At 71.7% G+C, this 18727-nt stretch carries 19 protein-coding genes; 4 read left to right on the top strand and 15 right to left on the bottom strand.

Annotated features, from left to right (window positions below; translation table 11 throughout):
• Positions 1-9: 9 nt before the first annotated feature.
• Complete coding sequence (gene rlmN, locus ACWEGE_RS27775) at positions 10-1116, bottom strand: 23S rRNA (adenine(2503)-C(2))-methyltransferase RlmN (protein WP_449663382.1); 1107 nt, start codon at positions 1114-1116, stop codon at positions 10-12.
• A 148-nt stretch (positions 1117-1264) separates the two neighbouring features.
• Here rlmN and ACWEGE_RS27770 point away from each other — a divergent pair, with 148 nt between their 5' ends.
• Entirely contained in the window at positions 1265-1837 is a 573-nt protein-coding gene (locus ACWEGE_RS27770; protein ID WP_449663381.1) for a hypothetical protein, read from the top strand.
• Here ACWEGE_RS27770 and ACWEGE_RS27765 read toward each other — a convergent pair.
• The 6 genes from ACWEGE_RS27765 to ACWEGE_RS27740 form a co-directional block, all read right to left on the bottom strand.
• Positions 1830-4124, bottom strand: coding sequence for a transketolase-like TK C-terminal-containing protein (locus ACWEGE_RS27765; protein ID WP_449663380.1), 2295 nt, complete (start codon positions 4122-4124; stop codon positions 1830-1832). The genes ACWEGE_RS27770 and ACWEGE_RS27765 overlap by 8 nt on opposite strands.
• 107 nt (positions 4125-4231) lie before the next feature.
• Complete coding sequence (locus ACWEGE_RS27760) at positions 4232-4717, bottom strand: Lrp/AsnC family transcriptional regulator (protein ID WP_449663379.1); 486 nt, start codon at positions 4715-4717, stop codon at positions 4232-4234.
• 13 nt (positions 4718-4730) lie between these two features.
• The gene (locus ACWEGE_RS27755) at positions 4731-5738 is read right to left on the bottom strand and encodes an ABC transporter substrate-binding protein (protein ID WP_449663378.1); all 1008 of its coding nucleotides are present in this window, start codon (positions 5736-5738) and stop codon (positions 4731-4733) included.
• A complete protein-coding gene (locus tag ACWEGE_RS27750) occupies positions 5728-6546 on the bottom strand; it encodes an ABC transporter ATP-binding protein (protein WP_449663377.1) in 819 nt (272 codons plus the stop codon). Before ACWEGE_RS27750 ends, ACWEGE_RS27755 begins: the two co-directional genes overlap by 11 nt.
• A gap of 8 nt (positions 6547-6554) precedes the next feature.
• Entirely contained in the window at positions 6555-7580 is a 1026-nt protein-coding gene (locus ACWEGE_RS27745) for a FecCD family ABC transporter permease (protein WP_449663376.1), read from the bottom strand.
• Positions 7577-8584: a FecCD family ABC transporter permease gene (locus ACWEGE_RS27740; RefSeq protein ID WP_449663375.1), complete on the bottom strand. Its 1008-nt coding sequence runs from the start codon at positions 8582-8584 to the stop codon at positions 7577-7579. Before ACWEGE_RS27740 ends, ACWEGE_RS27745 begins: the two co-directional genes overlap by 4 nt.
• Before the next feature lie 162 nt (positions 8585-8746).
• Between ACWEGE_RS27740 and ACWEGE_RS27735 the strand changes: the two genes are divergently transcribed.
• Positions 8747-9364: a PadR family transcriptional regulator gene (locus ACWEGE_RS27735; protein ID WP_449663374.1), complete on the top strand. Its 618-nt coding sequence runs from the start codon at positions 8747-8749 to the stop codon at positions 9362-9364.
• On the opposite strand, the gene ACWEGE_RS27730 is transcribed toward ACWEGE_RS27735, so the two are convergent.
• On the bottom strand, positions 9307-10113 hold the full coding sequence (locus ACWEGE_RS27730; protein WP_449663504.1) for a class I SAM-dependent methyltransferase: 807 nt from the start codon (positions 10111-10113) through the stop codon (positions 9307-9309). The genes ACWEGE_RS27735 and ACWEGE_RS27730 overlap by 58 nt on opposite strands.
• A 114-nt stretch (positions 10114-10227) precedes the next feature.
• On the opposite strand from ACWEGE_RS27730, the gene ACWEGE_RS27725 reads away from it, so the two are divergent.
• On the top strand, positions 10228-11073 hold the full coding sequence (locus ACWEGE_RS27725) for a VOC family protein (protein WP_449663373.1): 846 nt from the start codon (positions 10228-10230) through the stop codon (positions 11071-11073).
• Here ACWEGE_RS27725 and ACWEGE_RS27720 read toward each other — a convergent pair.
• The 5 genes from ACWEGE_RS27720 to rpsB all read right to left on the bottom strand — a co-directional run bounded on the left by ACWEGE_RS27720 (position 11070) and on the right by rpsB (position 15386).
• A complete protein-coding gene (locus tag ACWEGE_RS27720) occupies positions 11070-12116 on the bottom strand; it encodes a phosphatidate cytidylyltransferase (RefSeq protein WP_449663372.1) in 1047 nt (348 codons plus the stop codon). The genes ACWEGE_RS27725 and ACWEGE_RS27720 overlap by 4 nt on opposite strands.
• Positions 12116-12673, bottom strand: a complete 558-nt coding sequence (frr, locus tag ACWEGE_RS27715) for a ribosome recycling factor (protein ID WP_003065592.1) — start codon at positions 12671-12673, stop codon at positions 12116-12118. Before frr ends, ACWEGE_RS27720 begins: the two co-directional genes overlap by 1 nt.
• Before the next feature lie 48 nt (positions 12674-12721).
• Entirely contained in the window at positions 12722-13465 is a 744-nt protein-coding gene (gene pyrH / locus ACWEGE_RS27710; RefSeq protein WP_013223864.1) for a UMP kinase, read from the bottom strand.
• 154 nt (positions 13466-13619) lie between these two features.
• Positions 13620-14435: a translation elongation factor Ts gene (gene tsf, locus ACWEGE_RS27705; RefSeq protein WP_449663371.1), complete on the bottom strand. Its 816-nt coding sequence runs from the start codon at positions 14433-14435 to the stop codon at positions 13620-13622.
• A gap of 90 nt (positions 14436-14525) precedes the next feature.
• The gene (rpsB, locus tag ACWEGE_RS27700; protein ID WP_310974434.1) at positions 14526-15386 is read right to left on the bottom strand and encodes a 30S ribosomal protein S2; all 861 of its coding nucleotides are present in this window, start codon (positions 15384-15386) and stop codon (positions 14526-14528) included.
• An 870-nt stretch (positions 15387-16256) separates the two neighbouring features.
• On the opposite strand from rpsB, the gene ACWEGE_RS27695 reads away from it, so the two are divergent.
• Positions 16257-16727, top strand: coding sequence for a M23 family metallopeptidase (locus tag ACWEGE_RS27695; protein WP_449663370.1), 471 nt, complete (start codon positions 16257-16259; stop codon positions 16725-16727).
• Here the strand turns inward: ACWEGE_RS27695 and ACWEGE_RS27690 are convergent, their stop codons facing one another.
• A complete protein-coding gene (locus tag ACWEGE_RS27690; protein ID WP_449663369.1) occupies positions 16728-17576 on the bottom strand; it encodes a FliA/WhiG family RNA polymerase sigma factor in 849 nt (282 codons plus the stop codon).
• 109 nt (positions 17577-17685) lie between these two features.
• The gene (locus ACWEGE_RS27685; protein ID WP_449663368.1) at positions 17686-18666 is read right to left on the bottom strand and encodes a tyrosine recombinase XerC; all 981 of its coding nucleotides are present in this window, start codon (positions 18664-18666) and stop codon (positions 17686-17688) included.
• Between the last annotated feature and the right edge of the window lie 61 nt (positions 18667-18727).

Raw genomic sequence — 18727 nt, 5'->3', positions numbered from 1 at the left:
AAACGAAACTCAGCCTTCGGCAGCCAGCTGCCCACAGGCGGCGGCGATCTCCTGGCCGCGCGTGTCACGCACCGTGCACGCTACTCCCCCGGCGTTCACCAGCCGCACGAACTCCCGCTCCACCGGCTTCGGCGACGCATCCCACTTCGAACCCGGCGTCGGGTTCAGCGGGATCACGTTCACGTGCACCAGCTGCCCCAGGTGCTGCCGCAACCGGCGAGCCAGCAGCTCCGCCCGCCACGGCTGGTCGTTGATGTCCCGGATCAGGGCGTACTCGATCGACACCCGCCGCCCCGACGTGTCCGCGTAGTACCGCGCCGCCGACAGCACCTCGTCCACCGACCACCGGTTGTTCACCGGCACCAGCGTGTCCCGCAGCTCGTCGTCCGGCGTGTGCAACGACACCGCCAGCCGCACCTGCATCTTCTCGTCCGCCAGCTTCCGGATCGCCGGCGCCAACCCCACCGTCGACACCGTCACCGACCGCTGCCCGATCCCCAACCCACCAGGAGCCGGGTCGGTGATCCGGCGGACCGCCGCAACCACGCGCTTGTAGTTGGCCAGCGGCTCGCCCATACCCATGAAGACGATGTTGGACAGCCGTCCCGGGCCGCCCGGCATCGTGCCGTCGCGCATGACCGCCGCCGCCGAACGGACCTGGTCCACGATCTCCGCCGTCGACAGGTTGCGGTCAAGGCCGCCCTGGCCCGTCGCGCAGAACGGGCACGCCATGCCGCAGCCGGCCTGGCTCGAGATGCACAGCGTCGCGCGGTCCGGGTAGCGCATCAGGACGCTCTCCAGGAGCGTGCCGTCGTGCGCGCGCCACAGCGTCTTGCGGGTCGCGCCGTCGTCGGCCGCCAGCGCGCGGACCTCGGTCAGCAGCGTCGGCATCAGGTCCGAGACGAGCCGCTCCCGCGACGCCGCCGGGATGTCCGTCATCTCCGCCGGGTCCACCGTCAGGCGGGAGAAGTAGTGGTTCGACAGCTGCTTCGCGCGGAACGGCTTCTCCCCCAGCTCGGCGACCGCCGCCGCGCGCTCGGACACCGAGAGGTCGGCGAGGTGGCGCGGCGGCAAGCCGCGCTTGGGCGCGTCGAAGACGAGGGGAAGGGCAGTCATAACCGCTCCAGTGTCCCACGCGCCCACCCGGGCCGCCCGTGGCGCCCCCACGAGGTGTACCCCAGGTCACCGGGCCCCGGTCGGCGGCGCCGTGTCACCCACCGGGATGATCCACCGTGCAAGCGCGTCCGACGAAAGAGGTGAGCGCGTGTCCTTCCGGCACCTTGTCCTGGTGGTCGCGGTCGCCCTGGGCGTCACCGCCTGCGGCACCCCGGCCGAAACCCCGCCGCCCGCCCCGAGCGGGCCGAACGCCACCGCCGGGCCGCTGCACCTGAGCCTGCCGGCGGGCGCGACCTACACCGAGCACAGCCCGGACGGCCTGCTGGACGGCTGCATCGCCGAAGGCGCCGCGGTCTGCGAGGCGCGGGTCCTGGACCTGCGCAAGGCGGACCCCGGCGCGCCGGTCAACCCGCCGAGCACGAAACGCCCCTTCGGCTGGTACCCCGGCACGGACCTGCCGACCTGCATCACGCCCGCGTCGCCGCCCGGGAAGGCCTCGAAGGCCAAGGACAGCAAGCTCCTCGACTCCGGGTTCGCGCCGATCGGCCCCAAGAAGGCCGAGTACGGCCGCTGGCAGGTCACCTGCGAGAACTCGGCGCAGAACAACCAGGTCCGGATGTGGTGGCTGCCGACGAGCAAGGTCCTCGTCGTCCAGTACGGGTCCTTCCCCGGCTGGGACGCCAAGATGGACACCCTGCTCGCCGGCGCCACCTTCAGCTGACGACGTCGAGCGCGGCCCGGATGATCGCGTCCGTGTCGATGCCGTGGTGGCGGTAGACGTCCGCCAGCGACCCGGACTGCCCGAAGCCCGTGACGCCCAGGGCGACCGACGGCACCCGGTTGATCCCGGCGAGGAACGCCAGCGTGTGCGGGTGCCCGTCGAGCACCGTCACCAACGGGCGGGCCCGCGAGGCCGGGAACACCTGGTCCAGGATCCACGACTCGGCGCCGCCCCGGCCGGACCGCGCCTGGAGCGCCTCGAACAGCAGGCCCGGGCTGGTCACGCACACGACGTCGGCCTCCACGCCGACCTGGGCCAGCCGCTCGGCCGCGGCCAGCGTGTCCGGCACCAGCGCCCCCATCGCCGCCAGCGTGACGGCCGGCGCGGCCGCACGCCGCAGCAGGTACGCGCCCGCCACGACCTGGCGGCGACGGCGTTCGCGGGCGGCCGGGTCCGTGGGCACCGCGGCGAGGGTCTGGTCGACCGGACGCGTCGAGAGCCGGAAGTACGACGACGTCCCGCCCGGCTTGCCGAGCCGGCCGAGCGCGGCCAGCAGCGTCCACTCGGTGTCGAGCGCGAACGCCGGTTCGTAGCTGACGCAGCCGGGCTGCTCGATGCCGATCGACGGTGTGGTGATCGACTGGTGCGCGCCGCCCTCCGGGGCGAGCGTGACACCCGACGGGGTCCCGATCAGGATCGACTGCCCGCCCGCGTAGATGCCGAACGACCACGGCTCCAGCGCGCGCTCGACGAACGGGTCGTACATGACGCCGATGGGCAGCAGCGGCTCGCCCCAGCGGCTCCAGGTCGCGCCGAGCTCGCCCAGCAGGCCGACCAGGTTCGTCTCGGCGATGCCGAGCTCGACGTGCTGGCCGGTCGGCTTCTCCCGCCAGTGCATGATCGTCTCGGGGTCGTCCTCGAACCAGTCGCGGCGCTCGGTGGCCGACCAGACGCCGACCTTGTTGACCCAGCCGCCGAGGTTGGTCGTCGAGCTGACGTCCGGGCTGACCGTCACCACGCGCTTCGCCGCTTCGGGCGCTTCGCGCGTCAGGTCGAGGAGCACGCGGCCCAGCGCGGCCTGTGTCGTGGCGGTCCCGGACGGGGTACGCCCGATGTCGACCGGCAGATCCAGCGAAGGCGCCGAAGGAACGTCCGGACGGCGAAGACGCGAAGCAACTTCGGCGCACAACGCAGCTTCGGGCGTCCCGGGAGCGAAGCCTTCCCACGGCGAGGAGAGGTCCGTGCCCAGGGCCGAAGCCAGCTCTTCCATCTGCTCGACGGTCAGCAGCGACGAGTGGTTCTGCGGGTGCCCCTGCGTGGGGAGGCCGCGGCCCTTGACGGTGTAGCAGAAGATCACCGTCGGCCGGTCGTCCGCGATGGACGCGAAGACCTCGTCGAGCGAGCCGAGGTCGTGGCCGCCGAGGTTCCGGATCGCCGCGAGCAGCGTCTCGTCGTCCAGCGAGGCCACCAACGCAGCGAGGGCGGCGTTGCCCGCGGGCAGGCGGTCACGCACCTGGGCGGCGTCGCAGCGCAGGAGCCGCTGGTACTCGGGGTTCGGCATGGCGTCGATCCGGGCCCGCAGCTCGGCGCCACCGGGGCGGGTGAACAGCTCCTCCAGCAGGCGCCCGTACTTCAGCGTCAGGACCTGCCAGCCGGCCGCGTCGAACATGCCCTGCAGCCGCCCGGCCGCGATGTTCGGGACGACCCGGTCGAGCGACTGGCGGTTGAGGTCGACGATCCAGACGATCTCGCCCAGCTCGGCGACGGCCGGGTCGAGGATGGCCTCCCAGACGGCGCCTTCGTCCAGCTCGGCGTCACCGACCAGCGAGTACTGGCGGCCGGTGCCCGCATCCGAACCCCGGGTGGTCAGGTAACGACGAGCCAAGGCGCCCCAGATCGGGGCGGTCGCGCCGATGCCGACCGAGCCGGTCGAATAGTCGACGGGGTCGGGGTCCTTAGCACGGCTCGGGTAGCTCTGCAGGCCGCCGAACTCGCGCAACGTCGGCAGGTAGGCCTCGTCCAGCTCGCCGAGCAGGTAGTTGATCGCGTGGAGCACCGGGGACGCGTGCGGCTTCACCGAGACGCGGTCCTCGGGACGCAGGTGCCGGAACCACAGCGACGTCATGATCGACACCAGCGAGGCGCAGGACGCCTGGTGACCGCCGACCTTCAGCCCGGACGGGTTCGGCCGGACCCGGTTGGCCTGGTGCACGATCGCGGTGGCGAGCCACAGCACCCGCTGCTCGATCGCGGTGAGCGCCGGGGCGGTCACGGGGGCCTGGGTCATCGTCGACACCTTTCGTGCAGGAAGTGCCCACCAGGACAGCACTGGTGGACGCATCGCACAACCGATGCCGTCGAAGGTGCGCAGAATGCACACCGGACGCCGGAGGCTCAGGCCTCCGGCTGCGCAGAATGCACGCGCTCCAGCAGGGGCGCGAGGCGGTACGGGACGAGCTCGCGCATGACCAGCGAGATGTTCGTCCGCTCCACCCCGGGCGAGGCCAGGATGTGGCCGGCGATCCGGTAGAGGTCGTCGGCGTCGACGGCGACCACCTGCACCATCAGGTCGCTCGCCCCGGTCAGCCCGCACACCTCGGTGACCTCGGGGATCGCCGACAGGGACTCGCCGATCTCGGCGAGGCGCCGCTGGTCGACCTGCGCGTTGACGAACGCCCGCAGCGGGTAGCCCAGCCGCGCCGGGTCGATGCGGCGCTCGAAGGACCTGAGGACGCCGCGCTGCTCCAGCCGCACGAGCCGGGCCTGCACCGTGTTGCGGGACAGGCCCAGCCGCTCGGCCAGCGCGACCGCCGTGGCCCTCGGGTCCTCCCCCAGCGCTGCCAGCAGGCGCGCGTCGATCTCGTCGATGGTGTCCGGCACGCGCCCGATCTTCTCAGCCCAAGTACTTCTTGAGGTCGTCGAGGACCTTCATCGCCCCGATCGGGCCGAGGCCGAGGAACCAGACTTCGTCGGCCACCGGAATCGCGTGCTGCGCCTTGACCGCGCCGAGGCCCGCCCACAGCCCGCTGCTCGTCACGGCCTTCTCATCCGCGCTCGGCCCCGCGCCGTAGCTGGAGTAGAAGATCCAGTCGGCGTCGGCCTCGTCGATGCGTTCCTTGGAGATCTGCGCGGCCAGCTCGTCGATGTTCTGGTTCGCGGGCCGCTGGAGGCCGACGTCCTTGAGGATCACGCCGATGAAGGACAGGTTGCCGTAGAGCCGGATGTTGCCCGAGAGGAACCGCAGCAGCGAAATCTTCGGTGCGCCCTTGACCGCGGCCTTCACCTCGTCGGCGCGCTTCTGGTAGTCGTTCAGCAGCCCGACGGCCTTCGTCTCGTCGCCGAGCGAAGCCCCGACCAGCAGCAGGTTCTCCTTCCACGGGAACCCGGGCCGGATGCTGAACACCGTCGGCGCGATCTTCGACAGCTGCGGGTAGAGGTCGTTGGCGCGCAGCTTGCTGCCGACGATCAGGTCCGGCGTCAGCGCCGCGATCTGCTCGAGGTTGAGGTTGTTGATGTCCCCGACCGCCGGGATGCCCTTGACGCGGTCGGCGAGGTACGACGGCACGCCGCTCTGCCCGGACGTCGTCGCCATGCCGACCGGGGTGACGCCGAGCGCGAGGACGTCGTCGAGCTCGCCGCTGTCGAGGACGACGACCCGCGTGGGCTTCTTGTCGAGCTTCGTCTTGCCGAGCGCGTGGGTCACCGTGCGCGGGAAGACGCCGGGGCCGACGTCGGCGCCGAGCTTGGCCGTTTCGGCGTCCGCGGTGGAGAACAGCCGTCCGCCGGTGGCGACCTCCTGGTCGCCGACGCCGGAGCTGCTGGGCTTCGCCGGCTGGCCGCAGGCGGCGAGGAGCGTGACCGACGCCAGGACGGCGCCGAGTCGAGTCCACTTAGGACGCATCGGGGGTTCCTCCTTCTCGGGGGGTGGCCCGCCGCCTGCCGATCGGGACCACCAAGGGCGTGGCGGAGACCGGGTCTTCGATGACCCGGCAGGGCATGCCGAAGACGTCGGCGACGAGCTCGGCGGTGAGGATGTCGGCGGGCGCGCCCTCGGCGGCGATCCGGCCGTCCTTCATGGCGATCAGGTGGTCGCCGTAGCGGGCGGCCAGGTTGAGGTCGTGCAGGACGATGACGATCGTCCGGCCGTCCTCGGCGTTCAGGTCCGACAGCAGGTCGAGCACCTCGACCTGGTGGGCGATGTCGAGGAAGGTCGTGGGCTCGTCGAGCAGCAGCAGCGGCGTCCGCTGGGCGAGGGCCATGGCGATCCAGACGCGCTGGCGCTGCCCGCCGGACAGCTCGTCGACCGGGCGGGCGGCCAGCTCGACGGTGTCGGTCGCGGCCAGGGCTTTCGCGACGGCGTCGTCGTCTTCGGCGCTCCAGCGGCGGAAGACGCCCTGGTGCGGGTAGCGGCCGCGGCCGACGAGGTCGGCGACGGTGATGCCTTCCGGCGCGGTCGGCGACTGCGGGAGCAGGCCCAGCACTCCTGCGACGTCCTTGCTGCGCCACGTCGTGATGCCCTTGCCGTCGAGGTAGACCGCGCCTGCGGTCGGGGTCAGCAGCCGGGCGAGGCCGCGCAGGAGCGTCGACTTCCCGCAGGCGTTGGTCCCGACGATCATGGTGACCTTGCCGGGCGGGATCTCGACGGACAGGTCCTTGACCACGCGCAGCGGCCCGTAGCCGAGTTCGAGGTTCTCGGTGTGCAGTGTCACGGCGTTCCTCACACTCGCCCGGCACGGTTGGCCGTGGCCAGCAGCCACAGCAGGTAGGGGGCGCCGACGGCACCCGTGACGACCCCGACCGGCAGCTGTTGCCCGAGCAGGTGCTGGGCCGCGAAGTCGCCCAGCAGCACGACGAGCGCGCCGGTCAGCGCGGCGGGCAGCAGCCCGGCGCCGGCACCGCCGACGAGCCGCGTCGCGATCGGATTGGCCACGAAGGCGACGAACGCGACCGGCCCCGCGGCCGCCGTCGCGACGGCCGCGAGCGCGACGGCGGCCAGCAGGAGGGCGACGCGGCTGCGTTCGACGTGGATCCCCAGCCCGGCCGCGGTGTCGTCGCCGAGCTGCAGGCCGGTCAACGCGCGGCTCCCGACCAGCGCCACCGGCAGCAGGACGGCGAGCGCGGTCGCGAGCGGCCCGACGTGGTCCCAGCCGCGGCCGTTGAGGTTGCCGGTGAGCCACACCAGGGCCTGCTGGGCGAGGGTGACGTCGGCCCAGGTCATCAGGTACGACACGACGCTGGTCAGCACCGCGCCGACCCCGACGCCGACCAGGACCAGCCGGTAGCCGTGGACGCCGCCGCGGCGGGCGAGCAGGTAGATGGTGGCGCCGGTGAGCAGCGCGCCGGCCAGCGCCGCGGCCGAAACCACCGGGCCCGCGGCGCCGAACAGCACGATCGCGGCGACCGCGGCCGCGCTGGCGCCCTGCGTCACGCCGATGACGTCGGGACTGGCCAGCGGATTGCGCAGCAGCCGCTGGAAGAGCGCCCCGGACGTCCCGAAAGCGACGCCGACGAGGCCGCCCGTGATGGCCCGCGGCAGCCTCAGCTCCGTGACGACGTAGGCCGCGCGGCCCACGCCCCCGCCGAAGAGCAGTCCGGGCAGGTCGCCGACGGGCACCGGGAAGTCGCCCACCGCCAGGGAAAGCGCGAAGACGACCACGATCGCCGCGAGCAGGAGCGAGGACACCGCGCGAGCCCGGACGGCCCCACGCCGACGAGCGGCGGCGACCGCCTCGACGGCACTCACACCGCCACGACCTTCCGGCGTCGCACCAGGAACACGAACACGGGCGCGCCGACGAGCGCGGTGACGATCCCGACCTGGACCTCCGCCGGACGGGCGACCACGCGGCCGACGACGTCGGACACCAGCAGGAGCAGCGGCGCGAGCAGCGCCGAATACGGGAGCAGCCAGCGGTGGTCGGGTCCGGTGACCAGCCGCGCGGCGTGCGGGACGGTCAGCCCGACGAAGGCGATCGGCCCGGCGATCGCGGTCGCCGAACCGCAGAGGACGACGACGGCGAGCGCGCACACCAGCCGCGCGACGAGCACGTTCTGGCCGAGCGAGCGGGCGACGTCCTCGCCGAGCGCGAGCGCGTTGAGCTGGCGGGCCGCGACCAGCGCGAGGAGCACCCCCGCCACCACGAACGGCACGGCCTGGGTGATGGTCGCGGCGTCGCGGCCGGTCAGCGAGCCGACCTGCCAGAACCGGTACTGGTCGAACGTCGTCTGGTCGGTGAGCAGCAACGCGCTGGTCACCGAGGCCAGCGCCGCCGTCACCGCGGCGCCGGCGAGGGCGAGCTTCACCGGTGTCGCCCCGGCCCGGCCGAGGGAGCTGACGCCGTAGACGACACCGCCGGCGGCCGCGGCGCCGAGGAAGCCGAACCAGACGTACCCGCCGACGCTGGTGATGCCGAAGGTGCCGATGCCCAGGACGACGAAGAGGGCCGCGCCCGCGTTGACGCCGAGCAGTCCCGGGTCGGCCAGCGGGTTGCGGGTCGCGCCCTGGATGACGGCGCCGGAGAGGCCCAGCGCGACGCCGGCGAGCACCCCGGCGAGGGTCCGCGGGAGGCGGAGTTCGCGGACGACGAGGTGGTCGGGGTTGCCCGCGTCGAAGTGGAAGAGCGCGTCCAGCACGGTGCCCGGGCCCAGGCCGCGGGTGCCGACACCGATGCTGAGCAGCACGGCGGCGGCCACGGCCGCGGCGAGGACCAGCAGCCCGGCCGTCAGCGGGAGCGAGCGGGTCCGCACAGGTCGTTACCTTTGCTAACAGGTGGTTAGGCATGCCTAATCTAGGTCTCCGGATCTTGAAGTCTCAAGTTCCGTGAGCGAGCTCACCGGAGGCGGGTTGCCAGCCGAGCGGTTCCGATATATCGTGAACGTGTCGCAACAGTTCGAGAAAGGATTACAGACATGCGTAGGCAACGACACCCCTTCGCCCACGAACACGGGCGAGCACCCTTCGGGCCCTTCGGTGGTTTCGGCGAGTTCCCCCCGGGCTTCGGCCCCGGCGGACGCGGTCGCGGCCACGGCCCGCACCGGCGGGGTCACGGCGGACGGCGCAGCCGCCGCGGTGACGTCCGCGCCGCGATCCTGGCGCTGCTCGCCGAGCAGCCCCGGCACGGCTACGAGATCATCCGCGAGATCGCCGAGCGCTCCGGCGGCTTCTGGCGGCCGAGCCCCGGCTCGGTCTACCCGACGCTGCAGCTGCTGGCCGACGAAGGCCTGGTGATCGGCAAGGACGAGCACGGCAAGAAGCTGTTCGAGCTGACCGACGCCGGCCGCGCCGCCGCGGAAGAGCAGGACAGCACCCCGCCGTGGGAGCAGATCGCGCAGGACGTCGACCCGGTCGAGGTCGGGCTCGCGAAGGCGGGCAAGAACCTGGCCGCCGCCGTCGTGCAGATCATGCGCGCGGGCAGCGAGAGCCAGCAGGCCCGCGCGGCCGAGATCCTCAACGAGGCCCGGCGCTCGCTCTACGGCATCCTCGGCGAGGACGAGGACGAGTCCGCTTCGCCGGAGACGGCGGAGTGACCAGGCAGGACGAGGCCGGTGGGCTTCACGCGCATGTGGACGCGGTAGCCCACCGGCAACGTCAGGTCCTCGGCGCGATTCCCGTTACGCTGCAAGGACTCCGCGATCGCCTGTTCGGCGACGGGCTTGCTGAACTCGATCTTCAGCACCGCTTCGAGGTCCGCGGCGGTCGCGAAACGCCATTCGGTCGCGACGCGGCGGCAGCCGAAGCCGGCCCGGGCGAAGAACCGTTCGACGGCGCCCGGGTCGTAGTGCGGTAGGTCGGCGCGCATCCAGCGGCCGTAGGGCTCGCTGGTCACGTCGAGGTCGACGATGAGGAGCGCGCCGCCCGGCCGCAGCACCCGCTCGGCCTCCGCCAGCCCGGGCTCGCACCCGGGCCCGAAGAAGTACGCCGTGCGCGCGTGCACGACGTCGACACTCGCGCTGCGAACCGGCAGCCGCTGGGCCCGGCCCATCCGGACGTCCACGTTCGACAGTCCCTCGACGCGCTTCAGCGCGCTTCGCACCAACGGCTCGTGCGGCTCGACGCCGAGCACCGAGCGCGCGTCACGGGCGAAGCGCGGCAAGTGAAACCCGTCACCGCAGCCGACGTCCAGCACGTCCCGGCCGGTCCAGTCGTGCTCCTCCCGAAGCACCCGCCAGATCTCGCCGCCGCTGTCCTGCGCGCGGTTCTCCAGCTCGTAATCGGCCTGGTAGTACCAGATGTTGGGGCTGGGCACGACCTCCGCGCGCCGCGACGACCACCGCACCCCCGCTGCTCCTTCCGGGTCCTCGTCGCCGGGCCGTGCCCGCACGGTGGCGAATTCTTGGCGGAAAACTCACGGATCGCGCCTAGAATCCGGTGGGTATCGGGAGGAGCACCCATGGCAATCGGCCCGTCCAGTACCCCGTCCCCGGTCCCGGCCGGAATTCCGTGCTGGATCGAGCTGGCCTGCCGGGAGCAGGCCGTCGCGGAAAGATTCTACGGTGCCCTCTTCGGCTGGGAGTACACCACTCAACGGGACCCGGCGACCTCCGACGGCCGCTACGCCATCGCGGCGCTCAACACCGTCCCGGTCGGGGGTCTCTACCGCGCGGCCCAGGGCGCTCCGCTGGGGTGGGTGCCGCACATCTCGGTACCGCACACCGCGAGCGCGGCCGAGTGGGTGGAGCACCTCGGCGGGCGGATCACCCTCGGGCCGGTGGCGATCCCGGACCGCGGCACGATCATGCACGCCATCGACGCCTGCGGCGCGCCGGTGGTGTTCTGGGAGGTGCCGCCGAACTGGGAGTTCGTCACCGGCATCCCGAACACCTTCAGCGGCGCGGACCTCAACACCCACGACGGCGTCGCGGCCGATCACTTCTACACCAAGCTGTTCACCTACGGCAGCCACCAGATCGGCGACGGCGAGATGCTGGACTACGTCGAATGGCTCATCGAGCACGAGCCGGTGCTGTACCGGTACGTGATGGGCTCGGAGTACAGCCTCGACACCCCGCCGCACTGGCTCGTGTACTTCGACATCGACCCGGCCCGCGGCGTCGACGCGGTCGCGGGCGAGGCACTCATGCACGGCGGCACGGTGGTGATCCAGCCCTACGACACGCCGTTCGGCCGGATGTCGATCCTGGCGGACCCGGAGGGCGCGGTCTTCGCGGTGATCGACCACTCGCGCGTCACCGAAGGCTGGGGCCGCGCGGAGGTCGACGACCCCTACGACGACTAGACCGGCACGAACGCCGAGAGCAGCAGCCAGGACACGACGGCCGAGGGCAGCAGCGAGTCGAGGCGGTCCATGATCCCGCCGTGCCCGGGCAGCAGCGTGCCCATGTCCTTGACGCCGAGGTCGCGCTTGATCAGCGACTCGACGAGGTCGCCGAGGGTCGCGGTGAGCACGATGGCGACGCCGAAGAGCACACCCTGCCAGACGTGGCCGTCGAGCAGCAGGCTCAGCGTGAGGGCGCCGGCCACGACGCCGCCGACCAGCGAGCCGCCGAAGCCTTCCCAGGTCTTCTTCGGGCTGATGGTGGGCGCCATCGGGTGCTTGCCGCCGAGCACGCCGGCGATGTAGCCACCGGTGTCCGACGCGACGACGCCGATCAGGAACGTCAGCACCCGCCCGACGCCGTCCTCCGGCGGCACGAGCATCGCCGCGAAGGCGGCGAACAGCGGCAGGTAGGCGGCGGCGAAGGTGGACGCGCTGATGTCACGCAGGTAGCCCTTCGCCCCGCCGGGCAGCCGCCACAGCAGGCAGGCGAGCACGGTGAGGACGAACGCGGTGAGCGCGCCCTCCCGCCCGAACGGCCAGGCGAGCCAGATCATCGCCTGCCCGCCCACGAGCACCGGGATCATCGCGACCCGGATGTCGGCGACCCGGCGCAGCACCCCGGCGAATTCGAAGGTGCCGACCGCGATCGCGATCGCGATGATCCCGATGAAGAGGTAGCGGACGGTGAACAGGGAAACGATGATCGCGGCGCCGAGCAGCAGCCCGACGCCGATGGCCGCGGGCAGGTTGCGCCCGGCCTTGGAGGCCTTCTTGACGGCCTCCGGCGGCGCCGGCGTGTCCGACGCGCCCGATTCGGCACCGGCGGTCCCGGCGGCCACGCCGTTGGCCACCGGCGGTTCGGCGGCGGTCCCGGCGGCCGACAGCCGGCCGGCTTCGCTCGTTTCCGAGGTCGCCGCAGCCCCGGCCGTCCCGGGGGCACCGGCCGGTTCGTCTCCGGTCGCGTCCACCCGGTCCTCGCGTTCCTCGCTCACCTGTGCCATCAGACCTCGAGCAGCTCGGCTTCCTTGTGCTTGACCAGCTCGTCGACCTTGTGCACGTAGGTGTCGGTCAGGTTCTGCAGTTCCTTCTCCGCGCGCGCGACGTCGTCCTCACCGGCTTCGCCGTCCTTGGCGATGCGGTCGAGCTCGTCCTTGGCCTTGCGGCGGACGCTGCGGATCGATACGCGGGCGTCCTCGCCCTTGCCCTTGGCGACCTTCACCATCTCCTTGCGCCGCTCCTCGGTGAGCTGCGGGATGACGATGCGGATGACCTGGCCGTCGTTGCTCGGGTTGACCCCGAGGTCCGACTCCCGGATCGCCTTCTCGATCGCGCCGAGCTGCGACTGGTCGTACGGCTTGATGAGCGCCATGCGGGCTTCCGGCACGTTCACGCTGGCCAGCTGGTTGAGCGGGGTCGGCGAGCCGTAGTACTCGACGACGATCCGCGAGAACATCGCCGACGAAGCCCGGCCGGTGCGAACCGACTGCAGCTCGTCCTTGGCGACGGACACCGCTTTTTCCATCTTCTCCTCGGCATCGAGGAGGGTCTCGTCGATCACGGTCACTCCCGTAGTTGTGATGGGTGGCGCTTGCTGATCCCAGCAGGTCTAGGCCGGCACCCCGGCAGTGGGGGTGCTGACCAACGTGCCGATTCTTTCACCACTCACCGCGCGGGCGATGTTCCCCTCGGTGAGCAGGTTGAACACGATGATCGGCATGTTGTTGTCCATGCAGAGGCTGAACGCCGTCGCGTCGGCGACCTTGAGGTCCCGCTCCAGCACCTCGCGGTGGGTGATCTCGCGGAACATCTCGGCGGTGGGGTCGGCCTTCGGGTCCGCGGTGTAGACGCCGTCGACGGCCTTCGCCATCAGCACGGCTTCGCAGCCCAGCTCGAGCGCCCGCTGCGCGGCCGCGGTGTCGGTGGAGAAGTACGGCATGCCGACCCCGGCGCCGAAGATCACGACGCGGCCCTTCTCCAGGTGCCGCTCGGCGCGGCGCGGGATGTAGGGCTCGGCGACCTGGCCCATCGTGATGGCGGTCTGCACGCGCGTGGGCAGGCCCTCCTTCTCCAGGAAGTCCTGCAGCGCCAGGCAGTTCATCACGGTGCCCAGCATCGCCATGTAGTCGGCGCGGTCGCGGTCCATGCCGCGCTGCGACAGCTCCGCGCCCCGGAAGTAGTTGCCGCCGCCGATCACGACCGCGACCTGGACACCGGTGCGGGCGACGTCGGCGATCTGCTGCGCGACCGAGTGGACGACGTCCGGATCGACGCCGATCGAACCACCGCCGAACATCTCGCCGCCCAGTTTCAGCAGCACCCGCCGGTAGCCACCTTCGACCCGGTCACCCATCTATGTCGCCTCCTGTGTTGTTGGCCGCCTCCGCGGGAGGGAGTACGTCGGCGGGTGCCCTCGACCGTGTTTTCTCGCTGGACCCGACAGTGCCCCGTCCCCGATGGACGGAGACGGGGCACTGTGGGTGTAGAACCTACGCCCTGGCCTGAACTCAGGCCTGGCCGACCTCGAAGCGCGCGAACTTGGTCAGCGTCACGCCGGCCTCGTCGAGCAGGGCCTTGACGGTCTTCTTGTTGTCCTTGACCGACGGCTGCTCGAGCAGGACGTTGTCCTTGTAGTAGGCGTTGACCTTGCCCTCGATGATCTTCGGCATGGCCTGCTCCGGCTTGCCCTCTTCGCGGGCGGTCTGCTCGGCGATGCGGCGCTCGTTCTCGACGATCTCGGCCGGCACCTCGTCGCGGGTCAGGTACTTGGCGCGCAGCGCGGCGACCTGCATGGCGGCACCGCGGGCGGCCTCGGCGTCGTCACCGGTGAACTCGACGAGCACGCCGACGGCCGGCGGCAGGTCGGAGCCGCGGCGGTGCAGGTAGGTCGCGGTCTGGCCCTCGAAGGCCACGACGCGGCGCAGCTCGAGCTTCTCGCCGATGCGGGCGGAGAGCTCCTGGACGACCTCGTTGACGGTCTTGCCGTCGAGCTCGGCACCCTTGAGCGCCTCGACGTCGGAGGTCTTCAGGGACTTCGCGACCTCGACGATCTTCGCGGCGAGCGCCTGGAAGTCGGCGTTCTTCGCGACGAAGTCGGTCTCGGAGTCGAGCTCGATGAGGACGCCGCCGTCCCCGGTGACCAGGCCCTCGGCGGTGGCGCGCTCCGCGCGCTTGCCGACGTCCTTGGCGCCCTTGATGCGGAGGAACTCGACGGCCTTGTCGAAGTCGCCGCCGTTCTCCTCGAGGGCCTTCTTGCAGTCCATCATGCCGGCGCCGGTCATCTCACGCAGGCGCTTCACGTCGGCGGCGGTGTAGTTCGCCATTCTGGTAAATCCGTCCTTTGCAGGAAATCTGTGGGTTGCCACACCCGTGCGGCCGGGCCACGGGGGCACGGCCGCACGGGCGGTGGAGCATCAGGAGGAGGCGGTCGCCTGCTCGGTGGCGGCCTCGGTCGCGGCAGCGGCTTCGGTCGCGTCGGCGGCGGCGGTCTCGGAGCCGGCGAGCAGCTCCTTCTCCCACTCGGCCAGCGGCTCGTCGGAGGCGACGCCCGGCTCCGGCTTCGCGTCGGCGGACGCACCGTTGCGGCTGGAGCGCGCCATCAGACCGGCGGCCGCGGCCTCGGCGACGACCTTGGTGAGAAGGGCGGCCGACCGGATGGCGTCGTCGTTGCCCGGGATCGGGTAGTCGACCTCGTCCGGGTCGCAGTTGGTGTCCAGGATCGCGACGACCGGGATGTTCAGCTTCCGAGCCTCGCCGACGGCGATGTGCTCCTTCTTCGTGTCGACGATCCACACCGCGCTCGGCACCTTGGCCATGTCGCGGATACCGCCGAGGGTCTTCTCCAGCTTTTCCTTCTCGCGGGTCAGCGTCAGGATCTCGCGCTTGGTGAGGCCGGTGAAGCCACCGGTCTGCTCCTGGGCCTCGAGCTCCTTGAGGCGGAGGAGACGCTTGTGCACGGTCTGGAAGTTGGTCAGCATGCCGCCGAGCCAGCGCTGGTTGACGTAGGGCATGCCCACGCGCGCGGCCTCGTTGGCGATGGCTTCCTGAGCCTGCTTCTTGGTGCCGACGAACATGATGGTGCCGCCGTGCGCGACGGTTTCCTTGATGAACTCGTACGCACGGTCGATGTAGGTCAGCGTCTGCTGCAGGTCGATGATGTAGATGCCGTTGCGCTCGGTGAAGATGTAGCGCTTCATCTTCGGGTTCCACCGGCGGGTCTGGTGCCCGAAGTGCACGCCGCTGTCGAGCAGCTGCTTCATGGTGACGACGGCCATTGCCGGAATCACACCTCTTCTGTGTAGTGCGCGTTTCGCTTCCGCTGACGCGCTGCTCGGTTTGTCGCTCGCGGCCGGGTGGCCGTTCGCCCTGGTGCCCGTGCCGGTGTCCGGACCCAGGGAGTAGAGGACCCCCAGGGACCGCCGGACCCCGTGCGCCCGCCCGGCTGTTTCCAGACCGGGGAACGCGCACGTGCACGCGAAGTCAGCCCGCTGAAACGGACTGCGCAGAAGATTCTACCCCCTCCCACCACCCCCGCCCCCACCGGCGGCCGCTCCCCGGCACGGTTGTCCACATCGCGTCCGGTTGTCCACAGATTTGCGGCCACCTCCCCACGAGCACCCGCGGTACCGCACGCTGGAGTCATGGAGTCGATCATGCGGTTCCGGCGCTGGACGCCGGGGTGGCTCGTGGGCGCGATTGCGCTGGTCACGATGGTTTTTGGAGAGGTGGGTGCGGGCGGAGAGGCGGGTGTACGAGCGCCGGGATCGGCGGCCGGTCGAGGTGAGGTATCGGCGTCGGCGGAGCTGGGGACAGGTGCGGCCGGGGTGGGAGGGATTCAGCCTCCGCGCGCTGTGGCGGAGCCGTGGACGAGCGGCTTGGCGCCAGCCGAGCCCGCGGGTTCCCCAGCGGCAGCGCAGGCCCCCGCCGAGGTCGCGGGTTCCCCTGCGGCAGCGGCGGCGCCGGCCGAGGTCGCAGGTTCCCCAGCGGCAGCGCAGGCACCCGCCGAGGTCGCAGGTTCCCCAGCGGCAGCGCAGGCACCCGCCGAGGTCGCAGGTTCCCCAGCGGCAGCGGCGGCGCCGGCCGTGCCGTGGGCGATCGCGCTCATGGTCGCCCCGCCACCGCCATTGGCCTGGCCACCCCCACCGATGTCGCCATCAGCTGCGGCGGCCGGTCGTGCCCTCGCCGCGCGGCAATCTCGGCTCTCCTGGCCTTTGTCACCCGATCCGGTGGTCACCAAGTATTTCGACGCTCCCGAAACCCCCTTCGGCCCCGGCCATCGCGGCGTCGACCTGGCCGCCGTGCCCGGGCAGGAGGTGCTGGCCGCCGATGCGGGCGTCGTCGTCTTCGTCGGTTCCGTGGGCGGGCGGCCCGTGCTCTCCGTCGACCACGACGGTGGGCTGCGGACCACCTACGAGCCCGTCCTGCCGAAAGTGGCCGTGGGCGAACAGGTCTACCGGGGCCAGGTGCTCGGCACCGTCGTCGCCGGGCACCCTGGCTGCTCGGTGGCGGCATGCCTGCACTGGGGCGTGCGGCGGGGCGAGGAGTACGTCGATCCCCTCGCGTTGACCGGCGAGGTCGGCGAGTACCGGCTCAAGCCGTGGGGAGGTGATCGGTGATCAGGTGCCGGTCTGCTCGACCAGCTTGGCGCGCAGCCGCATGACCGCCCGCGTGTGCAGCTGGCTGACCCGCGACTCCGTGACCCCGAGGACCTTGCCGATCTCGGCGAGGGTCAGGCTCTCGAAGTAGTAGAGGCTGACCACGATCTTGTCCCGCTCGGTGAGCTGCGCGATCGCCTGGGCGAGCTGGCGGCGGTTGTCCTGGTCGACCAGCACCGCGACCGGGTCGACGGCGTCGTCGTCGGGCAGCGTGTCGACCAGCGAGCCGCTGTCCTTGCCCGCGGCCACCAGGTCTTCCAGCGCGACGACGCTGGTGAGCTGCAGCTGGCCGTAGAAGTCGCGCAGGTCGTCGAGGCCGATGCCGAGCTCGGTGGCGAGCTCCGCGTCGGTCGGGGTGCGGTGCAGGCGCGCGCCGAGGCGCTCCATCGCGCGCTCGGCCTCCTTGGCCTTGCTGCGGACCGCCCGGGGCACCCAGTCCTGCGACCGGAGGTCGTCGAGGATCGCGCCGCGGATGCGCTGCATCGCGTAGGTCTCGAAGCGCAGGCCGCGCTCCGGGTCGAACTTCTCGATCGCGTCGACGAGCCCGAAGATGCCCGACTGCACGAGGTCACCGACGTCGATGTGGGTGGGCAGCCCGGTACCGACCCGGCCGGCGACGTACTTGACCAGCGGGGCGTAGTGCAGCACGAGCCGATCGCGTGACGCCTGGTCCGGGCTGTCGGCGAACTGCTGCCACAGAGCCGCGATGCCGGCGTCGACGTCGTAGCCGGCCCGGGTCTCCGCGGGCGCGGCAGCCTCACCGTGAGTGGTCACTCCGGCGGCTTCGGTCACGTGCGGGCCTGCGGTCATTGCACAGTCGTTCTCGGCATGCGGCTCAGTGTCGTCTCCGTGCTCGTGCGGATGCGCGTGCGCCGCCGGACCTGCTGGTGACGACCCCGGCGAGCCTCCCCCGGCCGCCTCAGGCCCTGGGGTGCGCTCGGTCATGGATCGCTTTCAACCGGTCGACGGTCACATGAGTGTAGAGCTGCGTCGTGGCAAGCGTAGCGTGACCAAGCAGTTCCTGAACGCTCCTGAGATCGGCACCCCCTTCGAGCAGATGCGTCGCGGCGGAATGCCGGAGCCCGTGAGGCCCCATGTCGACCGCTCCGGGCACCGCCGAGACGGCGTCGTGCACCACGCGCCGCACCGCGCGCGGGTCGACGCGTTTGCCCCGGACACCGAGGAAAAGCGCGGGCTCGGCGCTCTCACCACCGCTTTCGGCGATGATCTTCGGCCGTCCCTCGTCGATCCAGTCCGCGAGCGCCTCCGCCGCCGGAACGCCGAACGGGACGACGCGTTCCTTGCCGCCCTTCCCCAGCACCGTCACGACACGACGGGAGAAGTCGGCCCCGCCGACGTCCAGCCCGCACAACTCGGACACGCGGATGCCGGTGGCGTAGAGCAGCTCGACGATCGCGCGATCACGCAGGGCGACCGGATCGCGTTGCGCCGCGCCGGCGGCCGACGCCTGCATGACCTCCCCCGCCTGCCCGGCGCGCAGCACCCCGGGCAGGGTGCGGTGCGCCCGCGGCGCCGCGAGCCGCCCACCCGGGTCGGTGGCGAGGACGCCGGTCCGGTGCGCCCAGGCGGTGAACGTCCGCGCCGACGCGGCCCGCCGCGCGAGCGTCGTCCGGCTCGCCCCACCGGACTGCTGGGCGGCGAGCCACGCCCGCAGCTGAGCGAGGTCCAGTTCCGCGACCCCACCGCCCCCGTCCACGACGAACCCGAGCAGCGCCACCGCATCCCCGACGTACGCCCGGACAGTGTGCGCGGACAGGCCGCGTTCGAGCCCGAGGTGCCGTTCGTAGGCGGTGACGACGGCCCGCACGGGCTCGGGCAACGCGGCCCGCAGCGCGCGCAGGTCGGGACGGCGAGCCCGTCCGGAGCGTGGTGGCGGCATGATGTCACGCTGCGCGAACAACCGCCTTCGGTCAAGGATCGCCACGCGCCCCCACCGGACC

This window comes from Amycolatopsis sp. NPDC004747, assembly GCF_053601335.1.
This window is presented reverse-complemented; position numbering and strand designations above follow the sequence as displayed.

What these genes read in the sequence shown, in the direction of transcription:
- rlmN (WP_449663382.1), bottom strand. Translation starts at nt 1,116, where the DNA reads ATGACTGCCCTTCCCCTCGTCTTCGACGCGCCCAAGCGCGGCTTGCCG.
- ACWEGE_RS27765 (WP_449663380.1), bottom strand. Translation starts at nt 4,124, where the DNA reads ATGACCCAGGCCCCCGTGACCGCCCCGGCGCTCACCGCGATCGAGCAG.
- ACWEGE_RS27755 (WP_449663378.1), bottom strand. Translation starts at nt 5,738, where the DNA reads ATGCGTCCTAAGTGGACTCGACTCGGCGCCGTCCTGGCGTCGGTCACG.
- ACWEGE_RS27735 (WP_449663374.1), top strand. Translation starts at nt 8,747, where the DNA reads ATGCGTAGGCAACGACACCCCTTCGCCCACGAACACGGGCGAGCACCC.
- ACWEGE_RS27725 (WP_449663373.1), top strand. Translation starts at nt 10,228, where the DNA reads ATGGCAATCGGCCCGTCCAGTACCCCGTCCCCGGTCCCGGCCGGAATT.
- ACWEGE_RS27720 (WP_449663372.1), bottom strand. Translation starts at nt 12,116, where the DNA reads ATGGCACAGGTGAGCGAGGAACGCGAGGACCGGGTGGACGCGACCGGA.
- pyrH (WP_013223864.1), bottom strand. Translation starts at nt 13,465, where the DNA reads ATGGGTGACCGGGTCGAAGGTGGCTACCGGCGGGTGCTGCTGAAACTG.
- tsf (WP_449663371.1), bottom strand. Translation starts at nt 14,435, where the DNA reads ATGGCGAACTACACCGCCGCCGACGTGAAGCGCCTGCGTGAGATGACC.
- rpsB (WP_310974434.1), bottom strand. Translation starts at nt 15,386, where the DNA reads ATGGCCGTCGTCACCATGAAGCAGCTGCTCGACAGCGGCGTGCACTTC.
- ACWEGE_RS27695 (WP_449663370.1), top strand. Translation starts at nt 16,257, where the DNA reads ATGTCGCCATCAGCTGCGGCGGCCGGTCGTGCCCTCGCCGCGCGGCAA.
- ACWEGE_RS27690 (WP_449663369.1), bottom strand. Translation starts at nt 17,576, where the DNA reads ATGACCGCAGGCCCGCACGTGACCGAAGCCGCCGGAGTGACCACTCAC.
- ACWEGE_RS27685 (WP_449663368.1), bottom strand. Translation starts at nt 18,666, where the DNA reads ATGCCGCCACCACGCTCCGGACGGGCTCGCCGTCCCGACCTGCGCGCG.